Below are 15529 nucleotides of genomic sequence, written 5' to 3' on the forward strand. Positions count from 1 at the left end.
GCCATCCTCCCTAATAATCTACTTCTGCATAACGCGCATTAGCTTCAATGAATTCACGTCTAGGTTCAACTTTGTCACCCATCAACATGGAGAAGATCTTGTTAGCTTCAATCGCATCATCGAGATTTACTCGATCCAATCTTCTCTTGTCAGGATCCATAGTAGTTTCCCACAATTGATCCGCATCCATTTCACCAAGACCCTTGTAACGTTGGATCTTTGGTTCTGGCTTAGGTGGTAGTTGTTCCACAAAGTCATCTTTTTCTTTATCTGTATCGAAGTATCTCATCATCTTACCTTGACGCACTTGATACAAAGGTGGCTTGGCGATATAAACGTATCCTGCATCAACAACCGGACGCATATATCTGTAAAGCAATGTTAATAACAATGTTCGAATGTGAGCACCATCGACATCGGCATCGGTCATGATAATAACCTTGTGATAACGAGCTTTGGAAATATCAAAGTCCTCACCGAAGCCAGTCCCCATCGCTGTGAACAAAGTTCTAATTTCTTCGTTAGCCAAAATCTTGTCCATTGAAGCTTTTTCAACGTTCAAGATCTTACCTCTAATTGGCAAGATGGCTTGGGTCAAACGTGAACGACCAGTCTTTGCGGAACCACCGGCTGAATCACCCTCGACGATAAATAATTCTGAAATTTCAGGATCTTTACTGGCATTGTCAGCTAACTTACCAGGCAAGTTACTGATTTCCAAACCGTTTTGTTTTCTCGTAACTTCACGGGCACGCTTAGCAGCTAAACGCGCCTTAGTTGCTAGAGAACCTTTTTCAACAATCTTTTTAGCAACGTCAGGATTTTCCATCAAGAATTTACTGAAATGTTCACTGAACAATCTATCCGTAATAGTTCTGGCATCACTGTTACCAAGTTTTGTCTTCGTTTGACCTTCAAATTGTGGATCTGGATGCTTGATCGAAACAACGGCTGTCATTCCTTCACGAACATCTTCACCAGATAATTTTTCAGTATCTTTTAATAGTTTATTTTTGTGAGCGTAATCGTTAATAACTCTTGTCAAAGCCGTCTTGAAACCAACTTCGTGCGTTCCACCTTCATAGGTGTGGATATTATTAGCGAAAGTCATCAAATTAGTGTGATATTCATCAGTATATTGGAGTGAAACTTCAACTGTGATACCGTCTTGAACACCTTCAAGATAAATTGGTTGATCGAACAGAACTTCCTTGTCCTTGTCCATGAACTCAACATAACTCTTGATTCCACCTTCATAGTGGAAAACTAATTTTTCAGCTGTATCTGCTCTTTTATCTGTAAATGTTAATTTTAAGCCCTTATTTAAGAAAGCTAGTTCACGAATTCTAGTTGTTAACACTTTGTCATCGTAAACTGTGGTTTCGGTAAAGATATCTGGATCGGGCACAAAGTGAACTCTAGTTCCATGTTCAAATTCACCCGCATCACCGATGATGTGCATAGCGTGATTGACTTTGCCACGTTTGAAGTCAATACCGTAACGTTTACCGGCACGAACAACTTCAACGTCCAATTCACTACTTAAAGCATTAACAACCGACGCACCAACACCGTGAAGTCCACCAGATACTTTATAACCGCCACCGCCGAATTTTCCACCGGCGTGCAAAATTGTATAAACTGTTTCCAAAGCTGGCTTGCCTGTTTTCTTTTGGATATCCACAGGAATTCCACGGCCATCATCAGTAACAGTAATGGAGTTATCTGGTTCAACAGTAACTTCGATCTTCGTAGCGAAACCAGCTAGAGCTTCATCAATACCATTATCAATAATTTCCCAAACAAGATGGTGTAAACCTTGCTTGCTAGTAGACCCAATATACATACCAGGACGTTTACGAACAGCCTCTAGTCCTTCAAGAACTTGAATTTGACTCGCGTCATATTCTTCGACTTTTTCTTCTTTCTTTTCCAGCTCAGCTTTTCTGTCTTCAGCCATTAAATCTCCTCCTGTTGAACTTTGCCATTATTTATAATTAAGATATTAGGATTTTTAACTAATTCAGGATCCACATCGTCGATTGACGTTGTTGTAATGAAGGTCTGAATTCCATGCTTGATCGATGACAATAAATGGGTTTGTCTTTTGTGATCCAATTCGGATAAAACATCATCCAATAAAAGTATCGGATAATCGCCAACCTGATCTTTGATCAACTCAACTTCTGCCAGTTTCAAACTCAAAGCCACTGAACGTTGCTGACCTTGAGAGCCAAAATCTTGTACATTCTTACCATTCACTAGAAATTTAATATCGTCACGATGAGGCCCATAGAGCGTCACGCCACGTTGAATTTCTTTTTGAACATTTTTAGTGAAATTATCTTTGAAAACGTCATAGATATTTTCAAGAGTTTTCCCATCAGTTTTGAAAAATGTATTGTAAACAATTTTTAATTTTTCATTGCCTTCAGTTATGTTTTCATGAATGGTTTCAATATGTTCTTGCAGCTTTTGTAAAAATTGCAAACGCGAAAAAACAACTTCCGCACAAAAAGCTGAAAACTGATCGGATAAAACATCCAAGTAGATCATATCGGTAGCTTGACGATGCTGAAGTTTTTTTAAGTATGCATTCCGTTGTTTTAAAACTGACCGAAATTGACTCATTGTCTTCAAATATTGTGAAGACATCTGGCCAAATTCCATATCAATGAATTTGCGGCGAATACCGGGGTTTCCTTTCACGATCGAAAGGTCTTCTGGCGAAAAAAGAACAACATTTAAATTACCGATATAACTGGATAATTTACGTTGTTCTAAATTATTCAATTTAGCTTTTTTACCAGACTTGCTAATGACCAAAGATAATTTCAGACGACTGGAATTATCTTTGATCACTGTGCCGGAGATTCTTGCAAAATCACTGCCCCACTTAATTAAATCCTTGTCATTTGATGTCCGATGGCTTCGAGTTAACGCTAAAAAGTACATAGCCTCTAATAAATTAGTCTTGCCTTGAGCATTCTCCCCTAAAAATACGTTGATACTTGGGGAAAAATCGACGTTTAAGGATTCGTAGTTGCGATAATTTTGAAGTTTGAGTTCTTTGACGTACATCTAATTATTCAATTTCAAAAGATTGATCACCGACAACAACTACATCACCTGTGCGTAATTTCTTACCACGACGATCCTCAGGACTGCCATTAACTAGCACTGAATTCTCACGTAAGAACCACTTGGCTTGTCCACCAGTTGCGATGACACCTTCGTCTTTTAATAATTGACCTAACGTAATAAATTCAGTTTCTAGTTTGATTTTTTCAGACATTTTCAACACCCTATTTATTAGATTTATCCATTAATGACATACTAATATTATAGTTGTTTTCACAATGAAAAACAACTCAGAACCAAATATCGTACGATTTGAGCGATTTTAGCTGATATGAGTATCCACCCACTAAAATCACTTCTAAAAAGTCCCAGCGCAAATTTCTCGCTTTCAAGCAAATAAAGCAAAAAAAATAGACTGAACCGAAAAGTCAGTCTATTTTTGCTATTTCACATTAAAATGTCCGGACTGGAGTGATTAATTGTACAAAATTATCACTATCTTCCACTGGTCTCAAAGTAAATGGGTGAAGTGGCGATGTGAAACTCATTTCAATCATGGTATTGCTGCCGAATGATCTCAATGCATCTTTTAGATAATCAGGGTTGAAGGAAATTTCCAAATCGTCCCCTTCGATGCTTTCACAGTCGAGAACTTCTTCAACAGTACCAACTTCTGGTGAATTACCGTAAAGAGTAGCTTTTTTATCAACAGCCTTAATTTCAAGTTTGATAACGTTGTTGCGACTTTCATGTGAAAGAAGTGAAGCACGTTCAACTGAAGATAACATCTTTGATGAATCGAATGTCAAACGAGTATTTGATTCGTCTGGAATCAAACGATCAGTTTCAGGATATCTTCCGTCTAGCAATCTTGAGTAGAACATGATGTTGTCAAAACTGAAGAGTACTTGGTTTTCAGAGATGGACATTGAAACTTCTTTGACAGAATCGTTAAGCGTTCTAACTAATTCAGTCAAACTCTTACCAGGAATAATTAAATTATAATCTTCGTCACTTGTAAGGTTGATCTTACGTTGTGATAAACGGTGACTGTCGGTAGCAACGGCTGTAAGACCTTCACTGGTGATCAAGAAATTAACACCTGTTAATACTGGACGGCTTTCTTGTGTAGAAACAGCGATAACTGTTTGGTTAACAACTTCTTTGAACACATCTGTGGGTAAAACTAATTGATTGTCAGTTTCAACATCCGGTAAATGTGGATAATTAACGGCATCTAATCCGTTGATAGTAAATTCAGATACACCGGATGTGATCAAAGTTTGATTGTTGTCTAAAACTTCGAGCTTAAAGTTATCCCCAGGAAGCTTTTTAATAATTTCGTTAAAGAATCTAGCTGGTAAAACAATTGAACCAACACTTTCAATCTTCAAATCGTTATCTGCATCGTCTTTAGAAATAAATGATGTGATTGAAATATCAGAATTGCTACCAGTAATTGTTAGACCTGTTTCCGTAAGGTCCAATTTCATACCTGTCAAAATAGGAATAGTAGTCTTAGTAGAGATTGCTCTTTGAACATTACTTGTTTGATTTATGAATCTAGCACGGTCAATAGAAAATTTCATTTGGTAACTCCCTTTTTTAATTAATTAATATAAAGATAGAAGTAGTAATAGGCTCTGTTAATTCTGTGGAAAACTGCTGTGAGCCTAGAGAGGCTTTGAAAAAAAGATGTTATTAACAATTGTGGATAACTGTGGAAAAGTTCTGAGTTATTCACATGTTAATTTCTGAGGTCATCTTTCAGTTCATTGATGGATCGTTTCAGATCGACATCTTTTATGAGCAACTCGGATATTTTATCACAAGAATGCATCACAGTGGTGTGATCTTTTCCACCAAATTCCATGCCAATCTGTGGAAGAGACCGATCAGTCATCTCTCGCGACAAGTACATGGCGATTTGCCGAGGGACAACGATCGATTTAACCCGTTTCTTTCCTTTGAGATCTTGGACGGAAACGTGATAGAACTTAGCAACTTTGCTTTGGATCTTAGAAATCGATAAGCCCTTCTTGTCGTTGGATAATTTGAAAGCCTTCAAAGCATCTGCCGCGACTGACTTAGTAATATCGGTATTTTTGGTTGTGGAATAAGCTTGGACCCGGATCAAGGCGCCTTCTAATTCACGCACGTTAGTGTCGATCTGGGCTGCAATATAGGATAAAGTGTCATTTGGAATTTCGAGATGTTCGGCTTTAGCTTTATTGCGTAAAATAGCGATTCGGGTCTCCAAATCAGGTGCAGTGATGTCAGCAGACAAACCGCTAGTGAATCTGGAAACCAATCTAGCTTGTAATTCAGGGATTTCATTAGGTAAACGGTCGGAAGTCATTACGATTTGCTTGCCGTTTTCGTAAAGTTCATTGAAGGTATTGAAAAACTCTTGTTGAGTCCCCTCTTTTTTGGCAAAGAACTGAATGTCATCTATTAATAGTAGATCGACGTTGCGATATTCTTGGCGAAAGGCCTCTTGAGTCCCCATCTGAATAGCATTGATGAAGTCATTCGTGAAGGTCTCACTGGTAACGTATTTAACTTTAGCCAATGGATCAAGTTTGATCATTTGGTGTCCGATAGCTTGCATCAAATGTGTCTTACCAAGACCAACGCCACCGTAGATAAATAATGGATTATAGACGCCACCTGGATCTTCGGCCGCAGCCAAAGCTGCCGCATGTGCCATTTGATTGCCACTACCGACAATAAATGATGAGAAAGTATACTTAGGATTCAAGTGTGAGTTATGAAAGACGTGCTTTGGCACACCGGAGTCAGAAGAATTCTTTACTTGAGGAGTGATTTCTTGCTCCTCTTTTTTTGTGTTGTCTTCATCGTTTTCAATGATGGGATTTAATTCAAGACCATTGAATTCATATGAATAGATAGCAATTTTTTCCGTATAATTTCGTTCCCAATAGTCCTTATGGAGCTTAGTAGGTACGGAAATATAAATATTGTTGCCTTCAATATGCAAAGGATTGGCACTTTCAACCCAAGTTGAGTAGCTGACAGATGTCAATTCGGATCTGAGCTTGTTTGTAAAATAATCCCAAAATTCAGTTAGTTTTGGATCAGTAGAATTATTTATATTTTGCATTATTTCCCCCCAATCTGTGGTTGTGGATAATTTTTTCCCTAAAATGACATTTTATAGTCTATCATTTTATCAATCAGTTTTCCACAGAACACATGTTTATTTTTGAGAGAAATAACAGCTGGTGATTAGTAAATACACAGCCCTGTGGATAATATGAAGAGGTAAAATCCGTCCACAAAGTTATCAACAATTCACAAGTATGTAGAATCCTTTGTTATCAAGTGTTACAAAGAAAAAACAAGATATCCACTGCCCTGTGGAAAACAAAATCACAGTAAAACTTTTTGTTGGAAAAGTTTGTTAATAGCCCTGTGGATAATGTGAGTTATTAAATTGATTAACTTTTTTCCACAATAATTTTGCGAAAAACTTCTTCAAAGAAAATTACATTAATAGGGAAATAGTTATTTAAAAATTTGCAATAACATGATATTATAGTTAAGCAATTGTCTGAAGAAGTGTAAGAAATTTAATATAAAAAAGAGTCAGGAGGTTTATTGATGACTACAAAGAGAACATTCCAACCTAAGAAACGCCATCGTGAACGCGTCCATGGTTTCATGAAGAGAATGAGTACTAGCAATGGTCGCAAGGTTCTAGCAAGACGTCGCAGAAAAGGTAGAAAAGTATTATCAGCTTAGTTTTGAAGGATCACTGAACATTTTGGTGGTCTTTTTTTATTACAAAGCAAAGGTAGTCTGGTGACATATGAGAAAAAGTTATCGTATTAAAAAAGAAAATGAGTTTCAATATGTCTATTCCAACGGGGATTCCGTTGCTAATCGCAACTTTGTTCTATATAAGATGCCTAAGGATGATCAAAAGCATTGGCGTGTAGGACTTTCAGTCGGGAAGAAAGTTTCGCATACAGCGGTAGGCCGTAATCGTATCAAACGATACGTGCGTCAATCACTCTTGGAATTGAAACCTGAGATCCCAGCCGAATTGGATTTTTTGATCATTGCAAGAAAGCCATCTGTCGATTTAGATATGTTTGAGACAAAAAAGAACATCGTGCATTTATTGAAATTAGGTAATGTATTAGAATAGAGTAGTAACTTAATAAAAAACTATAAGGTGCAAAAGTGAATAAAAAAAGCTTAAAGAAATACATAGGTATCGCGCTGCTACTTAGTGTTGTCTTGGTTTTGAGTGGATGTTCCAACTTAAATGAGCCGATCACAAGCAGTAGTACAGGATTCTGGGATCACTATATTCTGTATAGTTTTTCGAGATTTATCCTCTGGTTGGCTTCATTAGTTAATAATAGCTATGGTTGGGCCATCATTATCTTTACTCTAATTATTAGAGTTATCTTGTTGCCACTTAACTGGTTGCAAATCAGAAGTATGAATAAGCAAATGAAGATCCAACCACAAATGAAGGCTCTTCAAGACAAATATTCTGCTAAAGATACTGACACTCAACAAAAACTACGTGAAGAAACGCAAAAGCTATACAGTGAAGCTGGAGTAAATCCGGTTGCTGGATGTTTACCATTAGTCGTTCAGTTGCCAGTTATGTTTGCTTTGTATCAAGCCATTTACAAGACTACGCAATTGCGTAATGGTACTTTCTTGTGGATGCAACTTGGTAAAGCTGATCCATATTACATCATGGCTATCCTAGCGGCTGTATTTACTTTCTTGAGTACATACATCTCCAGCTACTCACAGCCAACTCAAAATGCTACAACGAAGATCATGACTTGGGTTATGCCGATTTTTATCTTCGTGCCAGCGTTGACATTCCCATCAGCGATTACTATTTACTGGGTAATCACTAATGCGTTCCAAGTTCTTCAGACATTGGCTTTCCAAAATCCGTTCAAGTATCGTCGTGAACAACGTGAAGCTGCTGAAGCTGAGAAAGAAAAAGAACGTCGACTTAGAAAAGCTAAGAAACGCGTATATAAGAAACGTAAATAATTGACAATTAACTAAAATGCCGTTAAGATATTTTAGAAATTAATTGCTCATAGTATATAGAAAAGTAGTCAAGGTGCTTTTCCGTCAAATAATTGGCGGATTATGCACTTTTTTTATGCTCAAAAATAGAGAAGGGAGCTTATTATGCCAAGTTCAGTAACTGAATATGACACGATTGCAGCTATTTCGACTCCTCCTGGGGAAGGTGCTATTTCCATCGTCCGCTTATCCGGAGATCAGGCGATAACAGTTGCTAAAAAGATTTTTAAAGGACGTGACTTAGCTAAAGTAGCTAGCCATACAATAAATTACGGACACATTATCGATCCTGCTGATAATACTTTAGTTGATGAGGTAATGGTCTCAGTAATGCGGGCACCAAAGACTTTTACCTGCGAAGATGTTGTGGAAATAAATACCCATGGGGGTATAGTTGCAACTAATAAAGTTCTCCAACTTTTGCTTGGATATGGAGCAAGAATGGCCGAACCAGGTGAATTTACCAAACGTGCCTTCTTAAATGGGCGAATCGATTTGACTGAAGCTGAATCGGTTATGGATTTGATCCGTGCCAAAACTGACAAAGCTATGCAAGTTGCTGTCAATCAATTGGATGGAAATCTACACCATTTGATTTCTAATTTGCGTCAAGAGATCCTAGATTCTTTGGCTCAAGTGGAAGTTAACATTGATTATCCTGAATACGATACTGACCAAATGACTACGAAGATGCTCTTAGAAAAGGCCAAAACAGTCAGCACAAGTATCGACAGCCTGTTGAAAACTGCTGACAGTGGGGAAATCTTGCAGCATGGGTTAGCCACAGCCATTGTGGGTAAACCAAACGTAGGTAAATCTAGTCTTTTGAACCGTCTTTTGGATGAGGATAAAGCTATCGTAACTGATGTCGCTGGAACGACCCGGGATGTGGTCGAACAATATGTCAATATCGACGGTGTACCTTTGAAATTGATCGATACAGCCGGAATTCGTGATACAGATGACAAAGTCGAAAAAATTGGGGTTGAACGTTCGAAGAAAGCTTTGAATGGAGCTGATTTAGTGATCCTAGTTTTGGATTCCAGTCGCGAATTGGAAGATGACGATATCGAATTGCTCGATGCAACAGCTGATAAACGTCGAATCGTTATTTTCAACAAGAATGATTTGATGCCAATGATCACACCTAATTCAGTTGTGCAATTAAAGGCTGACGATATCATTTTGCAAACTTCGGCTATTAAAAATGATGGCATCGAGTTGATCAAACAGACGATCAGTAAAATATTCAATGCTGGTATTGAAGAAAACAGCAGTACTAACGTCATTATTACAAGTGCTCGTCAAGCAGGCTTGCTTCGTAAGGCTAAAAATAGCCTCAATGACGTTATTTCAGGAATTGAAGCAGGAATGCCTATCGATCTCGTACAAATCGATATGACGGCTTGCTGGGACACTCTAGGAGAGATTACTGGTGAAAGTTATCAAGATGAATTGATCACACAGTTATTCTCGCAATTCTGTTTAGGAAAATAGGTATAGGTGAAAAGATGGAAATTAAGGAATTTGATTCAGAGACTTATGACGTCATCGTTGTAGGTGCTGGTCACGCGGGTTCAGAAGCTGCTTTGGCATCTGCTCGTATGGGCCAAAAGACATTATTAGTAACAATCAATTTGGATATGGTAGCTTTCATGCCATGTAACCCTTCAGTTGGTGGACCAGCCAAAGGAATCGTTGTCCGTGAAATCGATGCTCTTGGTGGCGAAATGGGTCGCAATATCGATAAGACATACATTCAAATGCGGATGTTGAATACTGGTAAAGGCCCTGCTGTTCGTGCATTGCGTGCCCAAGCTGATAAAAACATGTACCACCGTGTAATGAAAGATGTTTTGGAAAACGAACCTAATTTGACTCTTCGTCAAGGTATGGCTGAAAAGTTGATCGTTGAAGATGGCGTCTGCAAAGGTATCGTAACGGCTACAGGGGCTAAATATCACGCTAAATCAGTTGTTTTGACAGCTGGAACATCATCACGTGGCAAGATCATCATCGGTGAATTGATGTATTCATCAGGTCCTAACAACAGTATCCCTTCAATCAAGTTGTCAGAAGATTTGGAAAAGCATGGTTTTAAACTTACTCGTTTCAAGACTGGTACGCCTCCACGTGTTAACAAGAACACGATCAACTTTGATGATACGATCGAACAACCTGGTGACAAGGAACCAAATCACTTCTCGTTCGAAACACCAGATTCAAGTTATCTTCAACACCAAATTTCATGTTGGATGACTTACACCAACGCTGAAACCCACAAGATCATCCGTGAAAACCTTAACCGCGCTCCAATGTTCTCCGGTGTTATCAAGGGTGTTGGTCCAAGATACTGTCCTTCAATCGAAGATAAGGTTGTTCGTTTTGCTGACAAGCCAAGACACCAAATCTTCCTTGAACCAGAAGGCAAGGATACTCAAGAGTATTACGTTGGTGATTTCTCGACTTCAATGCCTGAGGAAATCCAATTGAAGATGTTGCACTCTGTTGCTGGTTTGGAGAATGCCAAATTGATGCGTCCTGGATATGCGATTGAATATGATGTCATCGAACCATGGCAATTGAAGTCAAATCTTGAAACAAAAATCGTTAAGAATCTCTTTACCGCTGGTCAAATGAACGGAACATCCGGCTATGAAGAAGCTGCTGGCCAAGGTATTATGGCTGGTATCAACGCCGCTTTACGTGCCCAAGGCAAAGATCCATTCGTATTGCGCCGTGATGAAGCTTATATCGGTGTTTTGATCGATGACCTTGTTACTAAGGGTACTAACGAACCATACCGTCTCTTAACAAGTCGTGCTGAATATCGCTTGATCTTGCGTCACGATAACGCTGATCTTCGTTTGACTGACAAAGGTTATGAATTAGGTTTGATCAGCCAAGAGCGTTATGACGCCTTTAACAAGAAACGTGAGACTATCAAAAAGGAACTTGACCGTTTAGCACACAAGATGATCACACCAAAACAAGCCTTGCCATTCTTAAAGGCACATGACTTGAAACCATTGAAAGATGGTATTTTGGCCGATCACTTCTTGAGAAGACCTGAAGTACACTATGCTGATATCATTGATATGGTAGGCGAAGCAGACTATCCAGTTGACAACCGTGTCGCTGAGCAAGTTGAAATTGCTACGAAGTATGACGGTTATATCAAGAAGGAAAAGATGCGTATCGAACGTCTCAAGAAGATGGAAGCTAAGAAGATCCCTGATCGTATCGACTATACAAAGATCGATAGTTTAGCTACCGAAGCGGTTCAAAAGTTGACGAAGATCAATCCTTCAACTATCGCCCAAGCAAGTCGTATCAGTGGAGTCAATCCAGCTGACCTTGGTATTTTAAGCGTCTATATCGAACGTGGTAAAATTGCTAAATTACCTGAAGCAAAATAATAAATAATTTGAAAACTTGTATTAAAACAGCTTATCCAGTTTTTTTGGATGAGCTATTTTTTTGTCCATTTTTACTGTGGTAATTTTGGAAATATGATAGTCTGATGGAAAAGAGAGCAACAACAAGGGGAGAACTCATTATGACATCAAAAAGGCAGCACAAGAATAGCGTTATAACGATTGTAGCAACCACAATTATTGTATTTATTCTCGCCAGCATAATTATTGTCAGTGCTGTTGCTAAACGGGGGCCACAATTAACTGTCGTCACAGCAGAAAGTTCTAAAGCAAAGCTGGGTGAAAATGTTTGGAATCCGTTTGAAAAGAAGACCAAAATAAAAATAAATGGGATCATTGAACCCAAGCTATCGTTACAAAATAACTTTAAAATTTCTTCCAAAAAAGCTGATGTGATTGAATTTTTGCAGAGTAACGCCGTTACAAATAATGACGATGGCAAGTTAGAAAAATTAGATTTTAAAAAGTTACGGAATTTCAAATATTTATCAAGTGATAATCAAAAATTAGCTAGAAAAACTAATAGTATTCCTTATATGGTAGAAGCCACTAATATAATTTACGATCCAGAAACGGCTAGTGCAGTCGACTTCTTAGGCGAGTTGTGGGACCAAGCAAACTTTCAAAAGATAGCTCTTCCGGACAGTACGTTGCCTTTGGAATCAGCAATGATCTACATGGGGGATGACTATGTAAAATATAAAAGTACCAGTTCCTATGTTGGCCACTCTATTGAAGATGATGGAAATCCAGCTTTTGGGGCTTTGAAGTTATTGCAACCCAATGCAAAACTTTATCGAAATATGGCAGATTTAAAGAAACAATTCGAGACTAAGCAAATTAATATGGCAATTGTTGATAGTACAACCGCTATAACGATGAGACAAGATAATCCTAAATTAAAATTATCCGTCTGGGGTCCTGACAATTATGCAAATTATCGGATGCTCTCAATTGTAAAAGGAACTAAGAATAAGGCCGCAGCTTACAAGTATTTGGATAATCGTATTGCCCAATCAGTACAGAGCCGGGTTTCTAAAACGATGAATGAGTTGCCAGTCAATCAAGAAGCACAAAAGAGTGACGCCAATTTTTCTACATATGGATTGGATGCGCTTGTGACGCTTGATTACAGTTATTTGAATGAACATCGGACGACTTTTAATAAACGTTGGAATGAAATTTTTGTATAAAAAATCGGAAGGGCCGTGTCGCTTGCGACACGGCCCTTCTTTACCCTGAACAACTTAAAAAGAATCGATATTCCGCCGTTTATCGATTGATAAACAATTTGTAAAAATCCAATGATAGCAAATGGTTGAACATAGAATGGCCTCTGGACAATGTTATAATCGACCTATTATTTGGAAGGGAGAAATTATGACAATTAGACATAAAAATTATATTCCTGATGATATTGAAGTTATCGGTGCTAATGCCAACAATCTCAAGAATATCAACGTGAATATTCCATTGAACTCATTTGTAGCGATAACAGGTGTTTCGGGATCAGGCAAGTCGTCTCTGGCAATGGATACGATTTATGCAGAAGGTGCTCGCAAGTATCTCAATGCTTTATCGACTTACACTAGAAGAAGGATTACCCAAATCGGACGTTCTGATGTCAAAAATATCAAAAATCTACCCTCAACAATTGCTTTACGTCAGCGCCCAACTGTTCCTAGTGTTCGTTCTACTGTGGGGACAATGACGGAGAGTTTGAATATTTTAAGATTGATGTATTCAAGATTAGCATCGATCGTTTGTCCAAATGGTCATCGTTTAGACCCAACGCTTAAAATCTCTGAAGTTATGGATCTGCCGACTTCAGATGAAGAAATGGGCATGATGACTTGTCCAGTCTGTAACGCTAAATTTATGGCTTTCAGTGCCGAAGATTTTGCCTTTAACTCTGAAGGGGCTTGTCCAACTTGCCAAGGAACTGGATTTTTGAAGGAAATCGAATTAGATAAAATTATTCCCGATAAGACGTTATCGATCGATGAAGGAGCCATCAAATCTTGGGGTTTACCAGGAAGAACTTTGCAGCGTGACATTATTAAAGAATTAGGTGTCCGAACCGATGTCCCATATCAAGATCTAACTGCCAAAGAAAAAGATATTATTGTCAACGGTAAAGAGCAGAAAAAAGAGATCTTGGTTCCAACTAAAACGGGACGTTCCTTTAGACTGAACGCTTTGTATGAGAATGCCGTTACAGCGGTTAAAAATAGTTTAAAGAGTACGAAAAATGAAAATACTTTAGTTCGTTTGGAGCGATTTTATTCGGAGAAAGTTTGTCCAGATTGTCACGGTAGTCGATTCAATCCTAAGTTGTTTAGCAATGAATTAGTTGGCAAAAATATTGCTGAAGTTTCACAATTTACGATTTCAGAATTGCAAAGCTTTTGTAAAGACGTCATGAATTGGTTGCCAGCAAATATGCAAGCCTTAGGTAAAAATTTAACCAATGAATTGTTGGATCTTTTATCACCAATCGTCGATTTAGGTTTGAACTATTTGTCGATCTCACGAGCTGGCAATACGCTCTCAACTGGCGAATTGCAACGGATTCAGTTAGCTCGAACGATTCGCAATCAGATGACTGGCGTCTTGTATGTGTTGGACGAACCCAGTGTCGGCTTGCACGCTGCCAATGTTTCTGGATTAATCAAGATATTGCATGAATTAGTGCAACTGGGCAATTCATTAGTCGTTGTTGATCACGATACAAGTATCATTGCTGCAGCTGATTATGTGATTGAAATTGGTCCTGATTCTGGTAAAGATGGTGGTCAAGTCATCAGTCAAGGAACGGTTGAGGAGATCAAGAAGAATCAAAAATCAGTTATTCAGCCATATCTCACAGGCCAAGCCAAAATCATTCAGCATAAGCAAACTGAACCTTTTCAAAAAGGCACGATCGACGTTAAAATCAGTGACCGCTATAACATCCACAATATGACGGCTAAGTTTAGTAAGGAATCTTTGAACGTGGTGTCGGGAATGTCTGGTTCTGGAAAGACTACTTTGATTTTTGATAGTCTTTTGCCAGCCCTGATGGCTAAGATCGAAAATGAACCATTGCCAAAATTTGTCAAATCGGTGGATACGGCTGACATTAAAAATATCGTCAAAGTTGACTCCGTACCGATAGGTAAAAATGTTCGCTCAACAGTTGGAACTTATACGAAAATTTTGGACCACTTACGAAAAATCTTTGCCGAAACACCGGCCGCAAAAGCCCAAAAGTTTACACCAACTTATTTCTCATATAACAACAAACAAGGTGCTTGTCCAAACTGTGGCGGTACCGGAGTGATCACATTGGATATTCAATATTTACCGGATATGGTACAGACTTGTCCGGTTTGTCACGGCAATCGTTATAAGAAAGATATTTTGGATATTACATGGCACGGTAAGAATATTGCTGAAATTTTAGATATGTCGGTTAAAGAGGCGGATGAATTCTTCAGTGATGTACCTAATATCAAAGGGACCTTGGACGTTTTGATCAATATTGGTCTCAGCTATCTCAAATTAGGCGAGAGTACGCCAACTTTATCTGGTGGTGAAGCTCAACGACTTAAATTAGTGACCTACATGAAACGTAGTCAAAAGAATCAATTATTCGTCTTTGATGAGCCCAGTGTCGGTTTGCACCCTAAAGATGTGGGAGTTTTACTAGATGTCTTTAATAAGTTGCTCAAGCGCCATGCGACAATCATTGTGATCGAACATGACCTCGACATTATTGCCAATGCGGATTATATAAATGATCTCGGTCCCGAAGGTGGAGTTAATGGTGGTAAAATTGTTGCAACGGGAACTCCGAAAGCGGTTGCGGAAAATCAAAACAGTTTGACCGGAGAATACCTAAAACAACATTTACAATTGTTCAACGAAATTTAATTTGA

Annotated in this window: 12 protein-coding genes; 7 read left to right on the forward strand and 5 right to left on the reverse strand. The window is 38.5% G+C overall.

Translation table 11 applies throughout. The features are described 5' to 3' along the window. Nucleotides 1–10 precede the first annotated feature (10 nt). The 5 genes from gyrB to dnaA form a co-directional block, all read right to left on the reverse strand. The gene (gyrB, locus tag FD29_RS01640; RefSeq protein WP_057887246.1) at nucleotides 11–1960 is read right to left on the reverse strand and encodes a DNA topoisomerase (ATP-hydrolyzing) subunit B; all 1950 of its coding nucleotides are present in this window, start codon (nucleotides 1958–1960) and stop codon (nucleotides 11–13) included. Then, complete coding sequence (gene recF / locus FD29_RS01645; RefSeq protein ID WP_057887247.1) at nucleotides 1960–3081, reverse strand: DNA replication/repair protein RecF; 1122 nt, start codon at nucleotides 3079–3081, stop codon at nucleotides 1960–1962. Before recF ends, gyrB begins: the two co-directional genes overlap by 1 nt. Before the next feature lie 4 nt (nucleotides 3082–3085). Then, on the reverse strand, nucleotides 3086–3295 hold the full coding sequence (gene yaaA, locus FD29_RS01650; protein ID WP_057887248.1) for a S4 domain-containing protein YaaA: 210 nt from the start codon (nucleotides 3293–3295) through the stop codon (nucleotides 3086–3088). A 238-nt stretch (nucleotides 3296–3533) separates the two neighbouring features. Beyond that, entirely contained in the window at nucleotides 3534–4670 is a 1137-nt protein-coding gene (gene dnaN, locus FD29_RS01655) for a DNA polymerase III subunit beta (RefSeq protein ID WP_057887249.1), read from the reverse strand. 158 nt (nucleotides 4671–4828) lie between these two features. After that, nucleotides 4829–6205 carry a chromosomal replication initiator protein DnaA gene (gene dnaA / locus FD29_RS01660; RefSeq protein WP_057887250.1) on the reverse strand — a complete coding sequence of 459 codons (1377 nt, stop codon included), beginning with the start codon at nucleotides 6203–6205 and terminating at the stop codon, nucleotides 4829–4831. A 500-nt stretch (nucleotides 6206–6705) separates the two neighbouring features. Here dnaA and rpmH point away from each other — a divergent pair, with 500 nt between their 5' ends. From rpmH to FD29_RS01695, 7 genes are all read left to right on the forward strand, one after another. Then, complete coding sequence (gene rpmH / locus FD29_RS01665; protein WP_057887251.1) at nucleotides 6706–6846, forward strand: 50S ribosomal protein L34; 141 nt, start codon at nucleotides 6706–6708, stop codon at nucleotides 6844–6846. Between the two features lie 67 nt (nucleotides 6847–6913). Further along, entirely contained in the window at nucleotides 6914–7255 is a 342-nt protein-coding gene (gene rnpA / locus FD29_RS01670) for a ribonuclease P protein component (RefSeq protein ID WP_057887252.1), read from the forward strand. A gap of 35 nt (nucleotides 7256–7290) precedes the next feature. Beyond that, a complete protein-coding gene (gene yidC, locus FD29_RS01675) occupies nucleotides 7291–8133 on the forward strand; it encodes a membrane protein insertase YidC (protein ID WP_057887253.1) in 843 nt (280 codons plus the stop codon). A 144-nt stretch (nucleotides 8134–8277) separates the two neighbouring features. Continuing rightward, nucleotides 8278–9669 (forward strand): tRNA uridine-5-carboxymethylaminomethyl(34) synthesis GTPase MnmE, encoded by a 1392-nt coding sequence (gene mnmE, locus FD29_RS01680; protein ID WP_057887254.1) that lies wholly within the window; start codon nucleotides 8278–8280, stop codon nucleotides 9667–9669. Nucleotides 9670–9683: 14 nt separating this feature from the next. Continuing rightward, entirely contained in the window at nucleotides 9684–11591 is a 1908-nt protein-coding gene (mnmG, locus tag FD29_RS01685; protein WP_057887255.1) for a tRNA uridine-5-carboxymethylaminomethyl(34) synthesis enzyme MnmG, read from the forward strand. A gap of 140 nt (nucleotides 11592–11731) precedes the next feature. After that, the gene (locus tag FD29_RS01690) at nucleotides 11732–12802 is read left to right on the forward strand and encodes an extracellular solute-binding protein (RefSeq protein WP_057887256.1); all 1071 of its coding nucleotides are present in this window, start codon (nucleotides 11732–11734) and stop codon (nucleotides 12800–12802) included. Between the two features lie 187 nt (nucleotides 12803–12989). Next, nucleotides 12990–15524, forward strand: coding sequence for an excinuclease ABC subunit UvrA (locus tag FD29_RS01695; protein WP_057887257.1), 2535 nt, complete (start codon nucleotides 12990–12992; stop codon nucleotides 15522–15524). Nucleotides 15525–15529: the final 5 nt, after the last annotated feature.

Source organism: Companilactobacillus mindensis DSM 14500 (assembly GCF_001434275.1).
Taxonomy (GTDB): Bacteria; Bacillota; Bacilli; order Lactobacillales; family Lactobacillaceae; genus Companilactobacillus; species Companilactobacillus mindensis.

Coding starts and splice junctions, on each gene's coding strand:
- FD29_RS01695 (WP_057887257.1), top strand. CDS start 12,990: ATGACAATTAGACATAAAAATTATATTCCTGATGATATTGAAGTTATC.
- rpmH (WP_057887251.1), top strand. CDS start 6,706: ATGACTACAAAGAGAACATTCCAACCTAAGAAACGCCATCGTGAACGC.
- rnpA (WP_057887252.1), top strand. CDS start 6,914: ATGAGAAAAAGTTATCGTATTAAAAAAGAAAATGAGTTTCAATATGTC.
- dnaA (WP_057887250.1), bottom strand. CDS start 6,205: ATGCAAAATATAAATAATTCTACTGATCCAAAACTAACTGAATTTTGG.
- mnmG (WP_057887255.1), top strand. CDS start 9,684: ATGGAAATTAAGGAATTTGATTCAGAGACTTATGACGTCATCGTTGTA.
- gyrB (WP_057887246.1), bottom strand. CDS start 1,960: ATGGCTGAAGACAGAAAAGCTGAGCTGGAAAAGAAAGAAGAAAAAGTC.
- yaaA (WP_057887248.1), bottom strand. CDS start 3,295: ATGTCTGAAAAAATCAAACTAGAAACTGAATTTATTACGTTAGGTCAA.
- dnaN (WP_057887249.1), bottom strand. CDS start 4,670: ATGAAATTTTCTATTGACCGTGCTAGATTCATAAATCAAACAAGTAAT.
- mnmE (WP_057887254.1), top strand. CDS start 8,278: ATGCCAAGTTCAGTAACTGAATATGACACGATTGCAGCTATTTCGACT.
- recF (WP_057887247.1), bottom strand. CDS start 3,081: ATGTACGTCAAAGAACTCAAACTTCAAAATTATCGCAACTACGAATCC.
- FD29_RS01690 (WP_057887256.1), top strand. CDS start 11,732: ATGACATCAAAAAGGCAGCACAAGAATAGCGTTATAACGATTGTAGCA.